The organism is Pedobacter sp. 01N310, assembly GCF_056399805.1.
Map to the genome: position 1 here is coordinate 416,211 of NZ_JBFTSB010000002.1, position 20,403 is coordinate 436,613.

At 39.3% G+C, this 20,403-nt stretch carries 13 protein-coding genes; 7 read left to right on the forward strand and 6 right to left on the reverse strand.

What is annotated here, in order from left to right; translation table 11 throughout:
• Window positions 1-78 precede the first annotated feature (78 nt).
• From AC1DNH_RS07275 to AC1DNH_RS07300, 6 genes are all read left to right on the forward strand, one after another.
• Window positions 79-1,485, forward strand: coding sequence for a glycoside hydrolase family 30 protein (locus AC1DNH_RS07275; protein WP_477585505.1), 1,407 nt, complete (start codon window positions 79-81; stop codon window positions 1,483-1,485).
• 24 nt (window positions 1,486-1,509) lie between these two features.
• Window positions 1,510-3,261 carry a cellulase family glycosylhydrolase gene (locus AC1DNH_RS07280; RefSeq protein ID WP_477625283.1) on the forward strand — a complete coding sequence of 584 codons (1,752 nt, stop codon included), beginning with the start codon at window positions 1,510-1,512 and terminating at the stop codon, window positions 3,259-3,261.
• A gap of 15 nt (window positions 3,262-3,276) precedes the next feature.
• A complete protein-coding gene (locus AC1DNH_RS07285; protein ID WP_477584832.1) occupies window positions 3,277-4,476 on the forward strand; it encodes a multiheme c-type cytochrome in 1,200 nt (399 codons plus the stop codon).
• Between the two features lie 97 nt (window positions 4,477-4,573).
• The gene (locus AC1DNH_RS07290) at window positions 4,574-6,898 is read left to right on the forward strand and encodes a TonB-dependent receptor (protein WP_477625284.1); all 2,325 of its coding nucleotides are present in this window, start codon (window positions 4,574-4,576) and stop codon (window positions 6,896-6,898) included.
• A 4-nt stretch (window positions 6,899-6,902) separates the two neighbouring features.
• Window positions 6,903-7,712, forward strand: coding sequence for a DUF4249 domain-containing protein (locus AC1DNH_RS07295; protein ID WP_477584830.1), 810 nt, complete (start codon window positions 6,903-6,905; stop codon window positions 7,710-7,712).
• A 64-nt stretch (window positions 7,713-7,776) separates the two neighbouring features.
• A complete protein-coding gene (locus tag AC1DNH_RS07300; protein ID WP_477608567.1) occupies window positions 7,777-8,733 on the forward strand; it encodes a 2-hydroxyacid dehydrogenase in 957 nt (318 codons plus the stop codon).
• A gap of 146 nt (window positions 8,734-8,879) precedes the next feature.
• Here AC1DNH_RS07300 and AC1DNH_RS07305 read toward each other — a convergent pair whose 3' ends face one another.
• From AC1DNH_RS07305 to mutL, 6 genes are all read right to left on the reverse strand, one after another.
• Entirely contained in the window at window positions 8,880-11,606 is a 2,727-nt protein-coding gene (locus AC1DNH_RS07305) for a carboxypeptidase regulatory-like domain-containing protein (protein WP_477608565.1), read from the reverse strand.
• 313 nt (window positions 11,607-11,919) lie between these two features.
• Window positions 11,920-12,552 (reverse strand): nitroreductase family protein, encoded by a 633-nt coding sequence (locus AC1DNH_RS07310; protein WP_057932199.1) that lies wholly within the window; start codon window positions 12,550-12,552, stop codon window positions 11,920-11,922.
• A gap of 754 nt (window positions 12,553-13,306) precedes the next feature.
• A complete protein-coding gene (locus tag AC1DNH_RS07315) occupies window positions 13,307-14,419 on the reverse strand; it encodes an endonuclease/exonuclease/phosphatase family protein (RefSeq protein WP_477579121.1) in 1,113 nt (370 codons plus the stop codon).
• Complete coding sequence (locus tag AC1DNH_RS07320; RefSeq protein WP_477579119.1) at window positions 14,419-15,273, reverse strand: rhomboid family intramembrane serine protease; 855 nt, start codon at window positions 15,271-15,273, stop codon at window positions 14,419-14,421. Before AC1DNH_RS07320 ends, AC1DNH_RS07315 begins: the two co-directional genes overlap by 1 nt.
• On the reverse strand, window positions 15,266-15,997 hold the full coding sequence (locus tag AC1DNH_RS07325) for a rhomboid family intramembrane serine protease (RefSeq protein ID WP_477579117.1): 732 nt from the start codon (window positions 15,995-15,997) through the stop codon (window positions 15,266-15,268). The genes AC1DNH_RS07320 and AC1DNH_RS07325 overlap by 8 nt, the downstream gene beginning before the upstream one ends.
• Window positions 15,998-16,194: 197 nt before the next feature.
• Window positions 16,195-18,030: a DNA mismatch repair endonuclease MutL gene (mutL, locus tag AC1DNH_RS07330; protein ID WP_029279969.1), complete on the reverse strand. Its 1,836-nt coding sequence runs from the start codon at window positions 18,028-18,030 to the stop codon at window positions 16,195-16,197.
• 713 nt (window positions 18,031-18,743) lie between these two features.
• On the opposite strand from mutL, the gene AC1DNH_RS07335 reads away from it, so the two are divergent.
• Complete coding sequence (locus tag AC1DNH_RS07335; protein ID WP_477579115.1) at window positions 18,744-20,378, forward strand: amidohydrolase; 1,635 nt, start codon at window positions 18,744-18,746, stop codon at window positions 20,376-20,378.
• Window positions 20,379-20,403 lie beyond the last annotated feature (25 nt).

Genomic DNA, 20,403 nt, shown 5'->3' on the forward strand with positions numbered 1-20,403 from the left:
CACGCTTAATGTTTAATTGTTAACAGGGAGAAAGCGAAATCTTTCTTCCTGTTTTTTTAATCTGCTCATCTTTTCCCTATGCTTTCTACCAAATTCCTTCGCCTTTTTATCGTTTGTATTTTTACCTGTTCTTCACTTGCCGTTATTGCTCAAAACCAACCTGAAGTTTGGCTTACCAAAGCCGATCGATCTGTTTTATTCGGCAAACAGGCAGGTAAATTAAGTTTTAATGTAGCTAAAAACAATCTGCCAACCATTACTGTAAATAACAAAGAAACCTATCAAACTATTGATGGCTTTGGTTATGCCCTAACAGGTGGAAGTGCACAGCACATTGTGAAAATGTCGGCACCAGCCAGAGCGGCTTTATTGAAAGAGTTGTTTGCTACTGATGGAAACAACATCGGGGTGAGCTACATCCGCCTGAGCATTGGCGCTTCCGATTTAAACGAAAAAGTATTTTCTTACAACGACCTTCCCGAAGGACAAACCGATTTAACACAGGCTAAATTTGATCTGGGTCTGGATAAAGTAGATGTGATTCCGGTAATGAAGGAAATCCTGGCGATCAACCCAAAACTGAAAATTATGGGCTCGCCATGGTCTCCTCCCTTATGGATGAAAACTACATACGATGCCCGTGGTGGGATGCTAAAGCCCGAATATTACGATGCTTACGCTAAATACTTTGTAAGGTATGTACAGGAAATGCAAAAAGAGGGGATTCCTATTGATGCGATTACCGTTCAGAATGAACCTTTGCACCCCGGCAATAATCCCAGCTTGCTTATGGTTGCACCAGATCAGGCCCTTTTTGTAAAGAAATTTCTCGGTCCTGCTTTTGCTAAAGCCAATATTAAGACCAAAATTATTGTTTATGATCATAATGCCGATCGCCCGGATTACCCGATTAGCATTTTAGATGATCCGGAAGCCAGAAAATATATCGATGGATCTGCCTTTCATCTGTACGGAGGAAAGATTGAAGCCTTAACTGATGTGCACAATGCCCATCCTGATAAGAATATTTACTTTTCTGAGCAAATGGTGGTGGAGCAGCCAGATGCTGCGGATATTAAAATTGTTAATCCGGTTAGGCGTTTGATTATCGGCGCTACCAGAAACTGGAGCAAAAATGTGCTGGAATGGAACTTAGCCGCCGATCCTGAAAACAAGCCTTATACCGACAGAGGTGGCTGTTCGATGTGCCAGGGCGCAGTAACCATTGATAAAGATTCTTATAGCAGAAACCTGGCTTATTATTCCATTGCGCATGCTTCTAAATTTGTTCGTCCAGGTGCTGTTCGCATTGCTACTAACGATTTATCCGATCTGCCAAATGTTGCCTTTAAAACACCTAGTGGAAAACATGTTTTAATTGTAGCCAATAACGGTAAAAATGCCGCTAAGTTTAATGTTAGCTTTAATGGCAAAACACTTGTCGCAACACTCGATAAAGGCTCTGTAGCCACATACATCTGGTAATTATCTAAAACCTAATCTTATTTTATGTCTTTTACAAAATCAATCTTATATATTTTTCTGTTCAGCATTGTTTCGTTTACAGGGTTTAGTCAAGGATTTTTAAAAGCCGAGGGTAAAAAAATAGTGAACGCAAAAGGCGAGAATGTTTTGCTCCGCGGCTTTGGTTTAGGCGGTTGGATGTTACAAGAGGGTTATATGCTCAAAATTAACAACGAGGCACAACAATACCGCATCCGCGAGCGGATAGAAGAACTGATGGGGCCAAAACAGACCCAGGAGTTTTACGATGCCTGGCTGGCCAGCCACATGCGTAAAATTGATGTCGATTCGTTGAAACGCTGGGGCTTTAATTCCATTCGTTTACCCATGCACTACAATTTATACACCCTGCCGGCAGATAAAGAGCCGGTTGCAGGCAAAAATACCTGGCTGGAAAAGGGTTTTGCCTTAACCGATAGCTTGTTAGCCTGGTGTAAGGCTAATAAAATGTACCTGATTTTAGATTTGCACGCTGCACCTGGTGGACAAGGGAATGATTTAAACATTGCCGACCGCGATCCATCAAAACCTTATTTATGGGATAGTGAAGCCAATCAGGGGAAAACCATTGCACTCTGGAAAAAACTGGCCGAACGTTACAAAGATGAACCTTATATTGGTGCATACGATATTTTGAACGAACCTAACTACGGTTTCTCAAACCCTGAAGAAGATAAAAACGGAACAAAGGAAAAGGTGAATGCACCATTAAGAAAATTAATGATCGAAATTACCAAAGCTATCCGCGAGGTTGATCAAAAACACATCATTATTATCGAAGGCAATGGCTGGGGCAATAATTACAATGGTATTTTCCCGCTTTGGGATAAAAATATGGTGTTGAGTTACCATAAATATTGGAATTATAATGATCAGACGTCAATAGCACATATTATTAAAGCCAGAGATGAACAGCATGTTCCGGTCTGGCTTGGTGAAACAGGAGAAAATTCTAATGTTTGGTTTACTGATGCCATTCAACTTTTAGAAAAAAATAACATCGGCTGGGCTTGGTGGCCATTGAAAAAAATAGGAGCGAATAATCCGATGGAAATTAAATCGAACCCCAATTACGATGCGCTGGTAAAGTACTTCAATAACGGTGGAGACAAACCTAAAGATAGCAATGTATACAGCGGTTTAATGGAACTGGCTATTTATTCGAGATTAGAAAATACGATTATTCACAGGGATGTGATAGATGCGATGATCCGTCAGCCCTTTAGTAATGAAACCAAGCCGTTTAAGCCCAGTTTTATTAGTGATAAAAGCATTGTGTACGCTGTAGATTACGATTTAGGTAAAAATGGCAAAGCTTATTTCGATACCGATACTGCCGATTACCATACCTCAACAGGAAAAAGAAGTGCAGGTAACCGTGGTCGGATTTACCGGAATGATGGGGTGGATATTGCAAAAGATTCTACCCAATACGAAAAGTATTATGTAAACCATATTGAAAAAGGAGAGTGGTTACAGTACACCGTAAATGTTTCGCAAAAAGGAACCTACACTTTAAAAATAAATGCTGCGGCAGATAATGTTTCAGGTAGAATGACCATTGTGATTGATAATAAAGTCGTAGCCAAAGATATTGCGGTTCCAAATACCGGAGATAATAAGAAGTTTGCAACCTTTGAGGTAAAGAACGTTGTTTTAAAGGCGGGCAAGCAAAAAATTAAGGTGCTGACAGATGCAGGGGGCTATAATTTTGGTTATATTCAATTTGTAAAATAAAAACAAAACATCATCTTGAAAGGCGTAAAACGTATCCTACTCATTTTGGGCGCAATTGCCATTGCGGTTGTTGTTCTTTCGAGATGCATGAATGTGACCGATCAATTGCCCACAGATGCAAGGGGCGAGGCTTATACCGGAGCGGCTACCTGTGTTAAATGCCATAAAGATTTATCGCAGTCTTATGCACATAGTCCGCATGGTTTAACTTCTAAGCCCGTGATAGATGCAACTTTATTAAAAATTTTCGCCCCTGATTCGAATAGTTTCCAATATGATGCAACCCAAAAAGTAGTAATAGAAAAGAGAGACAGCGGTATATTTCAGGTGGCTTATCACAATGGCAAAGCTGTACGTGCGCAAAAGTTTGATATGCAGTTTGGTTCAGGTGAAAAAGCCTATACTTATACCTATTGGCAAGGCAAGAAAATGTACGAACTGCCTTTATCTTACTTCGCTACTATTAAGAATTGGGCCATCAGCCCTGGTTTTCCAAAAGAAAGCTTTTATTATGATCGGGCGATAACGAGCCGTTGTTTAGAGTGCCACGCATCCTATGTAGCGACTAAAATCACACAAAAATCTACTTTTTCAAAAGTTGAGGAAATGGAAAAAGGCGCTGTTATTTATGGGATAGATTGTGAACGTTGCCACGGACCAGGTAAACAGCATGTTGTTTTTCATATGGAGAACCCTGAAGAAAAGACAGCAAAATTTATCACATTGTATAAAACACTTACCCGAAAACAAAAGATGGATGTTTGCGCTGTTTGTCATTCGGGCAATACTTTGGTGGCACAGCGATCTGTATTCGGCTTCCAGCCCGGCGACGATTTAGAGGCTTATTATTCGCAGGATTTTACAGGTTTTGGTGGTGGTAATATTGATGTACACGGTAACCAAAGTGCCATGCTAGAGGGCAGTAATTGTTATCGGAAAAGTGAAACCATGACTTGCCAATCCTGCCACAATACACACGAAAATATTAAAGGGAATTTAAGCCTCTATTCTCAGCGGTGTATCAATTGCCACAAAAGCACCAATCATAGCAAAGCCACTTTAGCTAAAGGATCGCTCAGTACCAATTGTATCGACTGCCATATGCCTAAAGAATCTTCAAAACTGATCACCTTTCAACAGGCGGGTAAAGATCATTTGAGCCCATACCGGTTACGCTCACACCATATTGCCATTTATCCCGTTATTAATAAGTAAAACCCAAACTTGTATTAAGAAATTCCCCACTATCCATTAATAGGACTTGGATTTCGTACATTTGGTTTCCACCTTAAAAAATTAGATAGTAGCCAATATGCTCATAAAACACTACTTAACTTTATTCCTCCTCCTTTTTCTCTCAACCTCTATTTTTGCTCAAAAGAAATTTACCCTTAGCGGTACCATCCGCGATGCAGGCACAGGCGAAACTTTAATCGGCGCTACAGTAAGGATTACTGGAGCTTCTACCGCAGCAACCCTAACCAATAATTATGGTTATTTTGCTTTAACACAGTCCGAAGGTACCTATACTGTGGCCGTAAGTTATACGGGTTATGCATCCATTGTTAAAACCATCAATTTAACTAAAGATACCAAGCTGAACGAAGAATTAAAAAGTGCAAACGATTTGGATGAAGTAACTGTAAGTGCCAATAACCGTAAAAACGAAAACGTTAAAAGTGCGCAAATGGGTTTGGAAAGGATCGATATGAAATCGCTTAATTCTATACCTGTACTGCTTGGTGAAAAGGATATCTTAAAAACCATCCAGCTGTTACCAGGCGTAAAATCGGGTGGTGAGGGGAATACAGGTTTCTATGTGCGCGGTGGTGCTGCCGATCAGAATTTAATTATTCTGGATGAAGCGGTGGTATATAACTCCTCTCATTTGCTTGGCTTTTTCTCCACTTTTAATGCTGATGCAATTAAGGATGTAAGTTTATACAAAGGTGGTATGCCTGCTCAGTATGGCGGTCGTTTATCGTCGGTTTTAGATGTTAAAATGGACGATGGGAACAATAAGGAATTTAAATTCCAGGGTGGGATCGGATTGATTGCCTCGCGTGTAAAAGCAGAAGGACCGATTGTAAAAGACAGGGGTTCTTTTATGGTGAGTTTCCGCAGAACGTATATCGATCTGTTTTTAAGGTCTTCGCCCGATTCGACTGTAAATGGGAGTACCTTAAATTTTTATGATATTAATGCAAAGGCAAATTATAAGATCAATGATAAAAATACCATTTATATTTCAGGCTATTTTGGCAAGGATAATATCGGCGTTAAAGACCTGTTCGAAAACAACTGGGGCAATGTAACCACCACCATCCGGTTAAACCATATTTTTAGCGACCGTTTGTTTTCGAATACCTCGTTAATTTACAACAACTATAATTATACCGTTCGCTTATTAAATGATGCGACCAACTTTAAAGCAACCTCACTGGTTCGGGATTTTAACTTTAAAGAAGATTTTCAGTATTTCAGCAACAAGCATACACTTCGTTTTGGTATCAATGCCACACAGCACCGTATTTCGCCGATTGATATTGATAGCGATGAAGCATCGCAGGTAAATTCGCTTACGCAGGAAAGGCGTTATGGCATAGAATCAGCAGCTTACATTTCTGACGAATGGGCCGTAAACGAACATTTAAACTTTTTATATGGTATACGTTTGGCTGCTTTTTCTTTAATGGGCCCCGGTAATTTTAGTACCTATGATGCTGATGGGAATACCCTGTCGACAGAAAATGTAGCCAAGGGGAAATTTCATAAAAACTACTTTAACCTGGAGCCACGTTTTTCGGTGAGCTATCTGTTTAATGAAGAAAATTCGATCAAGGCTTCTTATAACCGGAATACCCAGAACGTCCATATTTTAACCAACGCTACTTCCAGCTCACCAACCGATCAGTATGTATTGAGCAGTACCAATATTAAACCCGAAATTGCCGATCAGGTGGCTTTGGGGTATTTCAAAAATATTCAGGACAACAATTACGAACTCTCGGGAGAAATTTATTATAAGTGGCTCCAGAATCAGATCGACTATAAAAATGCGGCCGAATTATTGGCTAACTCAAATGTAGAATCAGAACTTTTATATGGAGTAGGCAGGGCTTATGGAATGGAGCTATTTTTTAAAAAGAAATTTGGTAAGCTGAACGGTTGGGTGGGATATACCTTATCGCGTACTGAACGTAAATTTACAGAACTCAATAATGGTAAATATTTTCCCGCACGGCAAGATCGTACGCATGATATTTCGTTAGTGGGTATTTACAACATGACCAAGCGGTGGACATTCTCATCGAGCTTTATTTACAGCACTGGTAATGCCGTTACGTATCCGGCAGGGAAATATACTATAGGTGGCCAGGCTGCTTATTATTATACGCAAAGAAATGCAGGCCGAATGCCTTATAATATGCGTTGGGATGTAAGTGCAACTTTAGAGGGGAAAGTGAGGAAGAAATATCAATCGAGCTGGAATTTTGGAATCTATAATTTATTGGCCCGGAAAAATCCTTATGCCATTGAATTTATTACTGATCCTGATCATCCAGGCAAAACTGCTGCCCAGCAAACTTCGCTGTTCGGTCTTATCCCTTCAATTACCTGGAACTTTAAATTTTAAAAGCATGAAAAAACTGATTATATACTTTTCGCTGTTTACTTTCTGTTTTACAGGCTGCAAGAAAATTATTCAAATTGAAACCGAAAATGCCGATCCTCAACTGGTAATTGAAGGTGTAATTAACGATTCGCTGATCGATCAGCAGATTAAGATCAGCAAAACCATCGGTTATACCGAAGCCAATATTTTTCCGAAAGTTTCGGGAGCAAGCGTAACTGTAACCGATAATAAGGGAAATACTTATGTTTTTAAAGAAGGCACAACACCAGGAACTTATATCAATAAAATGAAGGGCGTGCCAGGTGTTACGTATAATTTAAATGTTACTGCCGAAGGACAAACCTACACCGCCAGCTCAAAAATGCCCAATGTGGTTAAAATGGATTCGATAGGGGTGATTAAAAACTTTTTCTTTGGTCGCGAACGCAAAACTGCTGCTGTATTTTTAAAAGACCCGGTCAACGAAACCAATTTTTACCATTTTAACCTTTATGTAAATGATATTTTATCAGAACGTTTTTATGTAAATAACGATCGTTTAACAAATGGGAACGATTTAAGGATTCAGCTATTTTTTAAACCACCTACTAACGACCACGACAGTGATGAGTTGAATTCGAACGACAAGATTAAAATAGAAATGGAGTGTATCGATTCCAATATTTTCGATTATTGGTATGCTTTAAGTCAGCAATCGAACCGGGGGCCAAACCAGGGTACAACTCCGGCTAATCCAACTTCTAATATCTCTAACCAGGCATTGGGCTATTTTAGTGCCAATACTTACCAGATGTTATCAGCAACTGTGAAATAGTACCCATAAATAAGTCAATTGGTATTATCCAAAACACCTTAGAATTTTTAATGTTAAATAAAACATGAAAGTATTTATAAGTGGCAACATTGCTTCAGTTGGCATAAAAGAACTGGAAGAAAATAATATTTCGATTATCCAATGGAAAGAAAACCGACAGATTACAGCCGAAGAACTGATTGAAGCCTGTCAAGGCCAGGATGCCTTGATCAGCGTCGGGCCAAATAAGATTAATGCCCAATTTTTAAAGGCCTGTAGCCATTTAAAGGTTATTGCTTTACATTCTGTAGGTTACGATCAGGTAGATGTAGCTGCCGCCAAAAAATTAAATATTCCAATCGGAAATACGCCTGGTGTTTTGAGCGGCGCAACTGCCGACACTGCTTTTTTATTGATGCTAGCCGTATCGCGAAAGGCCTTTTTCTCGCACAAAAAAATCATTAAAGGCGAATGGAAAAACTATGAGCCATCACCCGAACTCGGAATTGAGGTAAATGGCAAAACGCTCGGTGTTTTTGGCCTGGGGAAAATTGGATTAGAGATGGCCAAAAAATGTAAGGCTGCCTACCAAATGGAGGTAATTTATCACAACAGATCGCGTAACGAAGAAGCTGAAAAAGAAATCGGAGCCAAATATGTTTCGTTCAAAGAGCTTTTGACACAAAGTGATGTATTATCTGTACATACTGCGCTAACGCCCGAAACTAAGAGTAAATTTACGCTTGATGTTTTTAAACAGATGAAACCCAATTCGATTTTTATTAACACGGCCAGAGGTGGTATTCAAAATGAAAAAGATTTGATCCAGGCGCTCGAAGAAAAAATCATTTGGGGAGCAGGTTTAGATGTAACCAATCCGGAGCCAATGGATAAAGATAATCCTTTGCTATCAATGGAAAGTGTTGCTGTTTTGCCACATATCGGCTCAGCTACCGAAGAAACCCGAGCGGCCATGGCACGGATTATTGTTAAAAATGTTCTGGCTGGTTTAAAAGGAGAGAAGTTGCCGTTTGAGGTATAAGAGGAGAATGAAAATTTTCTGTTGGGTTAATAGTTAATGGTTTATAGTCTGATGGCCATGATCCCTTAACTACTCAAATCTAAAATGGTTGATAGTCTGTTAGCTATTGGCTATGGACTATCAACCATTGGACTGCCTACACTAATCTATTTTACGGTGTACTTAAATACCGATCTTCCTAAATTTCCGTTAGCATCTATACCCTCGATAATTACTTTATACTGGCCTTTGCCATCTGCATTGTAATATTCGAAAGAAGTATTGCCCGTAGCATCGGTTACCACTTTAGGGTTCCAGTAAATGGTAGTTCTTAAATCATTGCGGTTCATGCTTGCAGGAACATCGTATTTTGGAGAATAGAACTGTTTTTCTTTGTTGTAACCCTGTGGTGAGAAAGTAAGTTCGTAGTATTTGGGTAGCATATCCATCAGCTGCGCTTTAGATATTTTAGTGCCTTTAGGTGCTTTCTTTTGATTGAATACAATAACCCCATTTACATTGTTTGCCCGGTTTACCAAGCCTAATTCATCTCTTAAAAATACCTCAACTGATTCGATCTGGTTGGCATCAAGCGTATTGATCTGGTTTACATCCACATTCATGCCATTGATAAAGATACCCATCGGGATTTTTTTGCCCTGGTTATAATCTCTGCTCACGTAGAAATTGTTATCTGCAAAAGTAACACCAGCCAACATGCCCTGTAAACAGTTAATCAGTAAACCACAACCTTTTAATCTATCTCCACTCACTTCATGGTCGGCCATTTGGCTAAGCCCGCTTAATGCCGGATAATCTTTATGGCTTACTTTTGGAACAACAGCTGCTTTAATGTTTACATCTTTTAAAGTGTGTAAATAAGCATATTGTCTTTTGCTGTTATCCAGGTAGCTGGTTAAAGCACTATCGATGTTTAAAACCTCTTCAGCAGCACTAAAGTTTCTCGTTAAAGAAGGAACAGGTGCACCGTTTAAGCTTAATGTCATGTTTTTATAGTTCATGTTGTACTTAGCGGTAATGGTAACTTTAGATGAATCGTTAAACATCAGGTTTTGGAATTTAAAATTCCCAACAGGATCTGTGGTAGCTTCTAAATTAAAACGTTTATCGGGAATGGTTAATAACAACGATCCTTTTCTAACCGGAATACCGTTATTCTGGCGTAAAATACCCGAAATTTCGATGCCTTGTTCGGGTAAGAAATCAATTTTAGGTAATTTATTGGCAATAATATCAGTGTATTTGAAACTGCGGTAGCCCTGGGTAAGTAACAATACATCTAAATCTGCGTTTTTCTTCGCATCGGGTGCATTAAAGTAATAATTTGCTTTTTCGATATAACCCTTAACATCGCTGCTTAATAATAGCCCTGTTAATATCGTACTGGTTGCGTCCTCACTTGATGGAACCTTCGACTCATCTACAACAGCTACCGAGAAGCTACCTTCTACAGGGGCGCCGTCTTTTTTAGCCGCCACATTTATTTTAACCTTTTTCTTGATTCCGTAAGTAGTTGCAGCACTGGTTAAAGTTACGGCCATGGTATTTTTATGCTGAACAAAAACCAAGCGTTCGCTTAAGGGTTTACCAAATTCATTAAATAAGGTAAACTGTGCAATTCCATTCGGGAATTTAGATTTAAGTACGGTCGTATTGTATTCTTTGTTTGATAATGCTGTTTGTGCACCATAGCAGATCACGCCTTTGCTCTGCGCAATTAAATAAAGCTTTTTGCCTTGGTTTTGCTCAAAGAAAGCATCATTGGCTGCAATTTTTATGGCCACATTATCGGCGCTGCTATTATCTATATTTATGGCAACACCATTTGCTGCCACTGCAGGCAAATTATAATTTTGAGTAGTGCCATCAGCATAAGTAACTGTCGCTTTGTAGGTTTTTCCAGCTTCGGCCAATAAGTTGAAACTGCCCATTCCTAAATGCTGAGCGGTAAAAGTAGTAACAGTTTTGCCATCGTTATCCGTTACTGTGCCTTTAGCGTTAATGCCCAAACCATCACTTTTAATGGCTTTAAAGGCTACCTTGTTGGTTAAGCCGGCAATTAAACTTCCACCTTCAGGGAAAAATTGAAAATCTTTGCTTACGATAGCGTTTTTAAGTTGAAAGCTACTGCTTGCCACATCTTTATCAGTTGTATTGATGCTGGTAATCAGTTCGCCTTTTTGTAATTGATATTCTGCCTTTTGTGCATTGCTCATGGCTATTGTTAAAAAGCCATTGGCATCTGTTGTGCCCCTTCCTTTGGCAATAACGGTATAACTGGTAACCACTTGCCAGCTTACATTTTTATTGGCATAAGGTTTATTATTGGCATCTTTAAATTGTACGCGTGCATCAATTTTTTCTAACTTATCAGTAGAGGTATTTTTATAAGTGATATGGGTTTTCACTTCCTTGTCAATGGCTTCCCCTACATAAAAAGTCTTGTTAAAATAAGCAGGATCTTCACTGTTTAGCATCCACAAAGTATAAGCCCTGATATGGTAGTTACCTTGTTTATAATTAATCTGATCTAAGGGGAAACTGCCGTAAGCAAAACCACCGGTAATGGGTAGTTTTAGGGTTTGGATAAGCGAATCTTTCTGATTGATCACATCAACATAAATGATCTTACTAATTGCAGATAAGAAATTCTGGTTTTCGGTAACATATGCTTTAAACCAAACCGTATCGGCAACGGCGTAATAGGGTTTATCGAAATGAAGATAAATTTTTTCTGCAGGATAATCGCTCAATACCTTATTCGTTTTGGTAATGATGCTGTTTATGCTAATGGTGTCGGTTTGTGCCGACGAAGAAAAACTTAGTGCTGATAGAAGTGACAGTATTATAAACGATAATCTAAAAATCTTCATGTATTGGATATTAAATGCTAAGCCCGTAAATATATCCAATTATAAATAGAGCACATAAAATGTGATGATGTTTAACATTTTTTTACAAAAGATTTAAGTTCATTGGTCATTAGTTCACTGGTTCATTCCCCGTATACCGTCCTCCTGAACTTGTTTCAGGATCTAATATGTGAGTACTTTTTAGGTTAACCGGTTAATTGTTTAAATCGGTTAATCGACTCCAAACGCCAAACTCCCAGCGCCAAACTAACTATTCTAAAACAAAACAAGCCGCTAAATAGCGGCCCGTTTTAAATATAGTGTTGTTTGCCTGTTATTTAAACTCGATCAAAAATTCTTCTTTAGGTGAACGTACTTTTTTAAGGTTTACCAACCAATCGCCAGCTTCATCCCTGTTTCCTAATGGCAATAGGGTAACACTTTTTAAGCCTTTTTTATCTAAACCTAAAAGTTCATCTAAAGCAGGGCCATTAAAGCCTTCCATTGGTGTGGCATCTACTTTTAACAAAGCTGCTTCTGCAATGGCAATGCCGAAACCGATATAAGCTTGACGGGCTGCATGGTTAAAGTTTTCTTCAGCAGTTCTGGATAATACCATGCCTTTTAATTGTGCTTTGTAAGCATCAGTTCCACTTTCTGGTAAGCCACGTTCAGCGTTCATTCTGCTAAAAACGGCATCAATACCTTCTTCAGTATAGTTCTCGTTGGCTGCGAAAATCAATAGGTGAGAAGAATCGATAACCTGCGATTGGTTATAAGCAATCGGTGCGATTTTCTCTTTTAACTCCTGGTTGGTTACCACAATCACTTTAAATGGCTGTAAACCAGATGATGTTGGTGCCAAGTGTGCTGCAGCAATAATTTTATCAACCTTTTCTTGTTCAACAGGTTGACCGTTCATTTTCTTAACGGCATAACGCCAGTTTAGGGCATCTATTAAGCTCATATTTTTGAAGATTTTTTTTAAATTTTATGAAGCAAATATGGAGATAAGGAACAAACCTATTGTTGATGTATGGTAAGAAAAATTTTTGTTTGGGCTCCGTTGGCTGAAGCCAGCGGTAAAGAGGAGGCTTAGCCGTTGACTTCAGTCAACGGAATAAGATGCGAAATAAAGAAACAGGATTGGTGTCTCACCGACCGAAATGGAAAAGAGCTTTATTAAAATTAGAAAATGAAAGGCTTGTGGTTCTTGGAGGTTTTCGGCCCCGCTTTGCGCTTTATACCGATGAAGGATCGGTATGTTCGCTGCAATCGGGTTTAGGAACAAGGGTTTGTGCGCCCTGCAACCCCCAAAATGAAAAACTGTTTTGGCCACTTAGCCCTGGTTAAAGCGTTACCCCAATGTCATTAAGTTAAGGAGAAAACAAAAAACATTGTCATCCTGAGCCTGTCGAAGGACAAATGTTTTTTCGTTTTCGACTATAGAAAGGTCTTCGACAAGCTCAGACTGACAACGGCATAGTACTTAACTTAATGACATTGAGCGCTACCCTGCAGCAACGAGGTACGAGGCAGCGAAGCGTAAAAGCGTAAGGCGGGAAGAAACTTATTGTTTTATACAGGACTTGCACTCCAATAAGGAATGATCAGTTATAAGCAATCGCCATAATTCTTGTTTATATCCAAGTCAACGTCAAAGAAGAGCCTTAGTTTTGGCCGTTGACTTCAGTCAACGGAATATTAAATCTTAAAAGAAATTAAGGTACAAACCTTAAATCGCTGCGCACCGGAAAGTGATCGGATAACTTGGCCTGGGTAATTTTGTAATTTAACACCTCAAGTTCCTTAGAAGTGGCAATATAATCGATCTGAAAATTAGGGAACTTACCATTATAGGTTTTGCCAAAACCGTTACCCTTTTTAATAAAACTATTGTTTAATCCGGAGGTAATCTGGGTAACTACATAAGACGCCGGGGTATCGTTAAAATCGCCGGCAATAAGGTAAGGCGTTTTACAGGTTGCCATTTCCTTTTTCATAATATCAACCTGACCGCTACGTTTCAAAAAGGCACTTTTCAGCATTCTTAAAATCCGTTTAGATGGCTGCAGTTCGGTATTCATTTCTTTTACCTTATCCAAGTATTCGTAATCCTGCTTTTCGAAAGAAATAGATTGGAAGTGCACATTGTAAACCCTTAAGGTTTTTCCTTTGATGTTTAAATCGGTATAAATACTCATGTTGCCAGGGAAACCTTCAACAAAAGGGATTTTACCAGAATCCTTGATCGGGAATTTAGAAAATATGGCTAAGCCAGTAGCTTCGTAATCGTTTTTATTGGTGGGTAAGAAGTAGTAGTATTTTGTATTTAGTAGTACCTTCAAGCTATCAACCGTATCAAAAGCGCCTTTGTAACGGGTAAAAAACTCCTGGAAACAGATGATATCAGGATTTTGATCTTTCACCACCTGAAGCATTTTTTCTTTTACCGATTCGGTATTGTCTTCGCCGTATAGTTTAAAGCTGTGTACATTGTAGGTCATCATCCTGATGCTATTGTCTGCTTTTTCAGTGCCACCTTCATCGCCACCAATGGCGAAGGTTGCTTTTAAAGTTTTAGCACCTAGTGCGATAACCAGAACGGTGGCAATTGCAAAAATCCATTTTTTGCTTAAAAACCACCACACCAAGAAGATAATATTAGCGAATAGGACAAAGGGATAGGCGAGACCGAAAAAAGCAATAATGGCATGTTTTCTTGGATCCATATTTCCGGCAAGAACCCCCAATAGCAATGCAATTGCCAATACAACGGCAATGGGCAAAAGGAGTTTATCCACTAAACTATAATTCTTCTTTTTTGTGGCCATTAATCTTTACTTGCCTTAAATAGTTTTTCTTTTTCTACTGCTGTTAATTTATCGTATCCTGAGGTTGATATCTTATCTAAAATGGCATCTATTTCCTGCTGTGAAACGCCGCCTTTAAATTCGGGTTTTTTAACCGGTTTTTCATTCCGAACTACCTTTAATTTCGGTTTGCGTTCGAACAGCTTGCTCCAATCTCTTCCACGCTGCAAACTTTTAATAAAAGTGAAACCTAAAAGTGCGCCACCAATGTGCGCTAAACTTCCGCCGGCATTTACTGATCCGATGGCAATAAAATCGAGTACAAAATAAATAATGGCAATCCATTTAATTTTAACCTCGCCAAAGAAAAGCAACATGATGGTGTAATTCGGTACCAGTGTTGCGGCAGCGAAAATAATGGCCATTACGGCCGCAGATGCTCCTACAATGGTTACCCCTGCTAATCCGCCAGAATAAACTGGAAATATATTTAATATGGCTATGGCAAATAAGCCGCCAAATAAACCACCGGCCAAGTAAACAAAATGAAATTGTCTGCTTTTTAGAAAATTCATGAATATGTTGCCGAACCAAAATAAGCCGAGCATATTGAATAGGATATGAAGAACCCCGTCATGAAAAAACATGTAAGTAAATATGGTGTAAAAACGTTCAGGCAATTTGGAAATACTTGCTGGTAAGCCAACATATTCTCTAAGCCATAAATCAAAATCGATAGGGATACGACCTAAAAAAACAATTACACCAATGATGGCGGTGACTAAAAACAGCATCACATTAATCCCAATGTAAAAGAACAATGGATTGCCCGATTGAAAAACCTTGTATTTTAAATCTTTGAAAGTATTATTCATAGAGTGTATAAAATGTATCGTTTTTGTCTTTCCATATTTTAACCAGTATAAAGCCGATTAAGGCACCACCAAGGTGAGCATAATGGGCAACAGAATCGCCTTCAAACTGGGCAACACCCAAAGATAACTCTACTAAAATATAAATTGGTATAATATATTTTGCTTTCACCGGAACCGGAATAAACATAATCAGTAATTCGGCATTTGGATAAAGCATGCCAAAGGCAACCAATAAACCAAATATAGCACCCGAGGCTCCTACCATACCTCCAAAATAGATGCTTCGTAGTGTAACCGCTTGTGCCATAGAAAGTTGGCTTGTGTTGAACTCCCCCTGAAATAATGCGGTAAGGTTTATTTTTCCGTTATTGGTGGCACTACCTATAATCTGATGTACTTCGTAAGCCTGTACGGCCCACTGCAATGCAAGCGCACCTAATCCGGTAATAAAATAAAAAATAATGAATTTTTTAGCTCCCCATCTTGATTCTAGCAAACTTCCAAAAGAATACAATGCAAACATATTAAAAAAGATGTGTGCTATACCGCCATGCATAAACATGTAGCTAATCGGCTGCCATATCTCAAACTTCGGAGAATCAAAATAATATACTGCTAGCCGATCATCAAGGTGGAGTGTTGTTAATAGGTAACTCGCTACAAAAAATAAGATGTTAATTATCAGTAGGTTTTTTACTACCGGTGGAATATATATGTTATTCATTTAATTTTAAAAATCGGTTAATTGTTTAAACTGCTTAATCGACGCTAAACGCCTAACTCCAAACGCTGAACCGGGTAAATTGTTTAAATCGGTTAATCGACGCTAAACGCTCAGCTCCAAACCCCAAACTTTTTTACCACCTTAGACATCTAAGAACATCTAAGTTTTGCTTTAGTCTTTTAGCTTTGGTCTTTAGTCTATTTCTCAAACTTCTTATCCAACTCTGCCAAAGTAATGGTTTGGATAATCGGTTTGCCACTCACGCTAAAGTTAGGTGTTTTACAGGCAAAAAGCTCATCAATCAAAGTATTCATTTCCTCCTGACCAAGACTTGTTCCGGCTTTTATAGCGCTGTTTTTTGCTAAACTTCTGGCCAGGCTATCGCGTTTGCTTAATTTTAGTTCCTGCTGCGAGTTTTTAAAGCCCTCAATCAACTGTTCAAATAATTGCGTTTCGTTAATATTGCTGCTGCCCAGATCAACCGGAACGCCTTCTACTACCAACGTATTTTTTCCAAATTCGCGTACATCGAAGCCCAAACTTTTTATATCATCCAGTAAACTTTTGGCCAGTTCAAAATCGTTGGCGTTAAGTGTAATGGTTTGCGGAAATAAACTCTGCTGCGATGCACCTTTGCGGTCATCCAGATGTACGAGAAAACGCTCGTAAAGGATTCGCTCATGTGCCATTTGTTGATCGATCACCATCAATCCCGACTTAATCTGCGAAACAATATAACGGTTGTGCAATTGCATGTACTGCTTTTGCTTGGTTTCTAAAACCGTTTCGTCAGCATAAATAGAGGTTTGTTCTACAATTGGCTGTTCAGTTATTTCGTAAAGCGAACCCCAGTTTTTAGCACTCGGTTTGGCTTCATAATTTCTTGGTGATGAAGCGTAACCCGATGTAGAACTGCTATCGATGGCAAATGGATTAAAATCAGGATTGAAATTAATGCTTGGTGGAACAATATCTTCAACCGCTTTATGGGTAATCATATTGCTAAAACCTGTTTCCTGATCGAAATCTAAAGTCGGCGAAATGTTATAACGGCCAATTGAACGTTTTACTGCCGATTTCATGATTGCATAAATGGATTTTTCATCCAGATATTTAATCTCTGTTTTAGTGGGATGAACGTTTACATCAATTTTTGATGGATCGATCTCTATAAACAGTACATACAGCGGATAACTATCGTCTGGTAATAAATCTTCGAAAGCCGAACTTACCGCGTGGTTTAAATACGGATCTTTAATGAAACGGTTATTCACAAAAAAGAACTGTTCGCCCCTGGTTTTCTTTGCAAAAGCAGGTTTGCCGATATAGCCTTTTAAGTTAATAATGGTCGTTTCCTCTTCAACAGGAACCAAGCGTTCGTTATAGTTGTTGCCAAAAAGGTGGACAATACGTTGTTTTAAATTGCCTTTTGGCAGGTTAAAAATCTCGGTGCCATCATGGTGCAGACTAAAAAATACAGCAGGGTGCGCCAATGCTACACGTTGAAATTCATCCAGAATATGGCGCATTTCTACCGGATTACTTTTAAGGAAATTCCTTCTGGCAGGCGTATTGAAAAATAAATTTTTAATCGAAATCTGTGTCCCAGGTGAGGTGGCAACGGGCTCCTGGTTGGTTACCTGTGCACCTTCGATGGAGATACAGGTGCCGATTTCATCCTCATGCCTGCGGGTTTTCATTTCTACCTGCGAAATTGCCGCAATAGAAGCCATGGCCTCACCACGGAAACCCATGGTACGGATGGCAAATAAATCTTCGGCTTTTTTTACCTTCGAAGTGGCATGGCGTTCGAAACACATTCTGGCATCGGTAACGCTCATCCCACAGCCGTTATCTATAATCTGAATCAATGCCTTACCGGCATCTTTTACTACCAGTTGAATTTTATCTGCACCTGCATCTATCGAATTTTCGAGCAATTCTTTTACCGCAGAAGCAGGTCGTTGAACAACTTCTCCGGCAGCAATTTGATTGGCAACAGCATCAGGCAATAAGTGAATAATATCAGTCATGTATTAAGGCAAAGTGAATTTGCTAAATTATGCAAAATAAGCTTAAAGAACCCGATTTGTTTAAAACTCAACATGTAAATGACTGTTGGTAAATAGGATTGAATTGCTAAGCAGACAATTTCACATAAGTTGTCATCCTGAGCGTAGTCGAAGGATCTTTAAAATATGAAAAATTACTTTCTTTTTTAATCTCTGGTCCGTGCTGATAAACGAATAACGCAAATGGAAATACAGACTATCGATTAGGAGAATAATCTATGCATTCATTTTTAAGTCTCATTTTTTTTGAAAAGCAGGTTCCTGTGCCAATCGGTTCTGGTAGTCCCGCTGTGCGCTGTATCTTTTTGGCTGCCCTTCGACTCCGCTCAGGGTGACCGCCAAAAAGTATACCGCTTCCATCGGGTTTATTTCACTTGGGCCAGTAGCTATAAACGCAGGAATCAATTGATTGGTTTACGATGAGCCGTCCTCCTGATCCGATAGCTATCGGATTTGTTTCAGGATCTATTAACGGATAATAAAGTTGTTATTTAGACGGCCTGTGGAGACACAGATCACGGCCTAGAGTAGAAAATCCGTGTTTATCCGTGTGCATCAGGGCAAAAAACTAATTGTCACGGTGTCTTAGCCAGACGCTAAGACCAATGGTACAAATCATCTCTGTAAAACCGAATTTACAAAGGCAATGATTTCAATTTTCTATCTTTATCGATATGAAATCCATTTTATACAGCCTTTTTCTAGCTATACTCTTCTCTTCTTGTGCCAGGAAAGAAGAAGCTGATGTAGTTGTTTATAATGCTAAAGTTTATACCGTAAACAAAAAGTTCGAAACAGTTGAAGCCTTCGCTGTAAAGAATGGTAGAATCTTGGCCCTTGGCAAAAGTGATGATATTCAAGCCAAATATGCTGGCAAAGAAGAAATCAATGCCGAAGGCATGGCCATTTATCCAGGTTTTATAGATGCTCATGCCCATTTTTATGGCTACGGACAAAGTTTGCAGACAGCTGATTTAAGAGAAACAAAATCGTGGGATGAAGTGCTTAAGCGCTTAACCGACTTTGCCAAAACGCACCCCGATGGTTGGTTAATTGGCAATGGCTGGGACCAAAACGATTGGGACAATAAAGCTTTCCCAACAAATGAAAAACTAACGGCACTTTTCCCTGATCGCCCGGTATTTTTAAACCGCATTGATGGCCATGCGGCCATTGCTAACCAAAAAGCTTTAGATGATGCAGGCATAAAAGGCGAGCAGAAATTGGTAGGTGGCGATATGCTTACCCAAAACGGAAAGTTAACTGGTGTTTTAATCGATAATGCCGTGGCTTTAGTAGAGCGTAAAATCCCATCACCAGATGCTAAACTGGCTGAAAAAATATTTATCGATGCACAGAAAAACTGTTTCGCGGCAGGCTTAACCACCATTGATGATTGTGGCTTAAGTTATCTGGCTGTCGAATTCATCGAAAAACTGCAGAAAGAAAACAAGCTTAAAATGAGGCTTTATGTAATGCTTTCTGATGAGCCTGATAATTATAAATATCTTTTTAGTCGCGGGCCGATCAAAACCGATCGGTTAAATGTTCGGGCTTTTAAGGTCTATGCCGATGGTGCCTTGGGATCGCGTGGGGCCTGCCTGTTGCACCCATATAGCGATATGCCAAATAAAACAGGTTTTTTATTGAGCGATCAAAAACACTTTGAAGAAGTGGCCAAACAGATCGCAGCCAATCATTTCCAGATGTGTACCCACGCCATTGGCGATTCGGCCAATAGGGTAATCCTGAATATTTACAATAAAATTTTAAAAGGTAAAAACGATCAGCGCTGGCGGATTGAGCATGCTCAGGTAGTGAATGCCGGTGATTTTGATCTATTCGGAAAGGCCAGCATTGTTCCATCCGTTCAGCCTACCCATGCCACTTCCGATATGTACTGGGCCGGACAGCGTTTAGGTGCCGAAAGGTTAAAAAGTGCCTATGCTTACAAACAATTGTTAAAGCAGAACGGTTGGATTCCTTTGGGCACTGATTTTCCGGTCGAAAACATTAATCCATTATTAACGTTTTATGCTGCAACAGTGAGAGAAGATGCAAAAGGTTTTCCGAAACGTGGCTTCCAAATGGAAAATGCCTTAACACCTGAAGAAGCTTTACGCGGAATGACCATCTGGGCCGCAAAAGCCAATTTTGAAGAATACGAAAAAGGCAGTTTGGAGAAAGGCAAATTGGCGGATTTTGTTATGCTCGATCACGATATTTTGAAATCAACACCACAAAACATATTAAAAACCAAAGTTTTAAAAACCTACCTGAACGGAGAAAAAGTATATGAAGCGAAATAGATTGTGTATCTTGGTTGTAGCATTT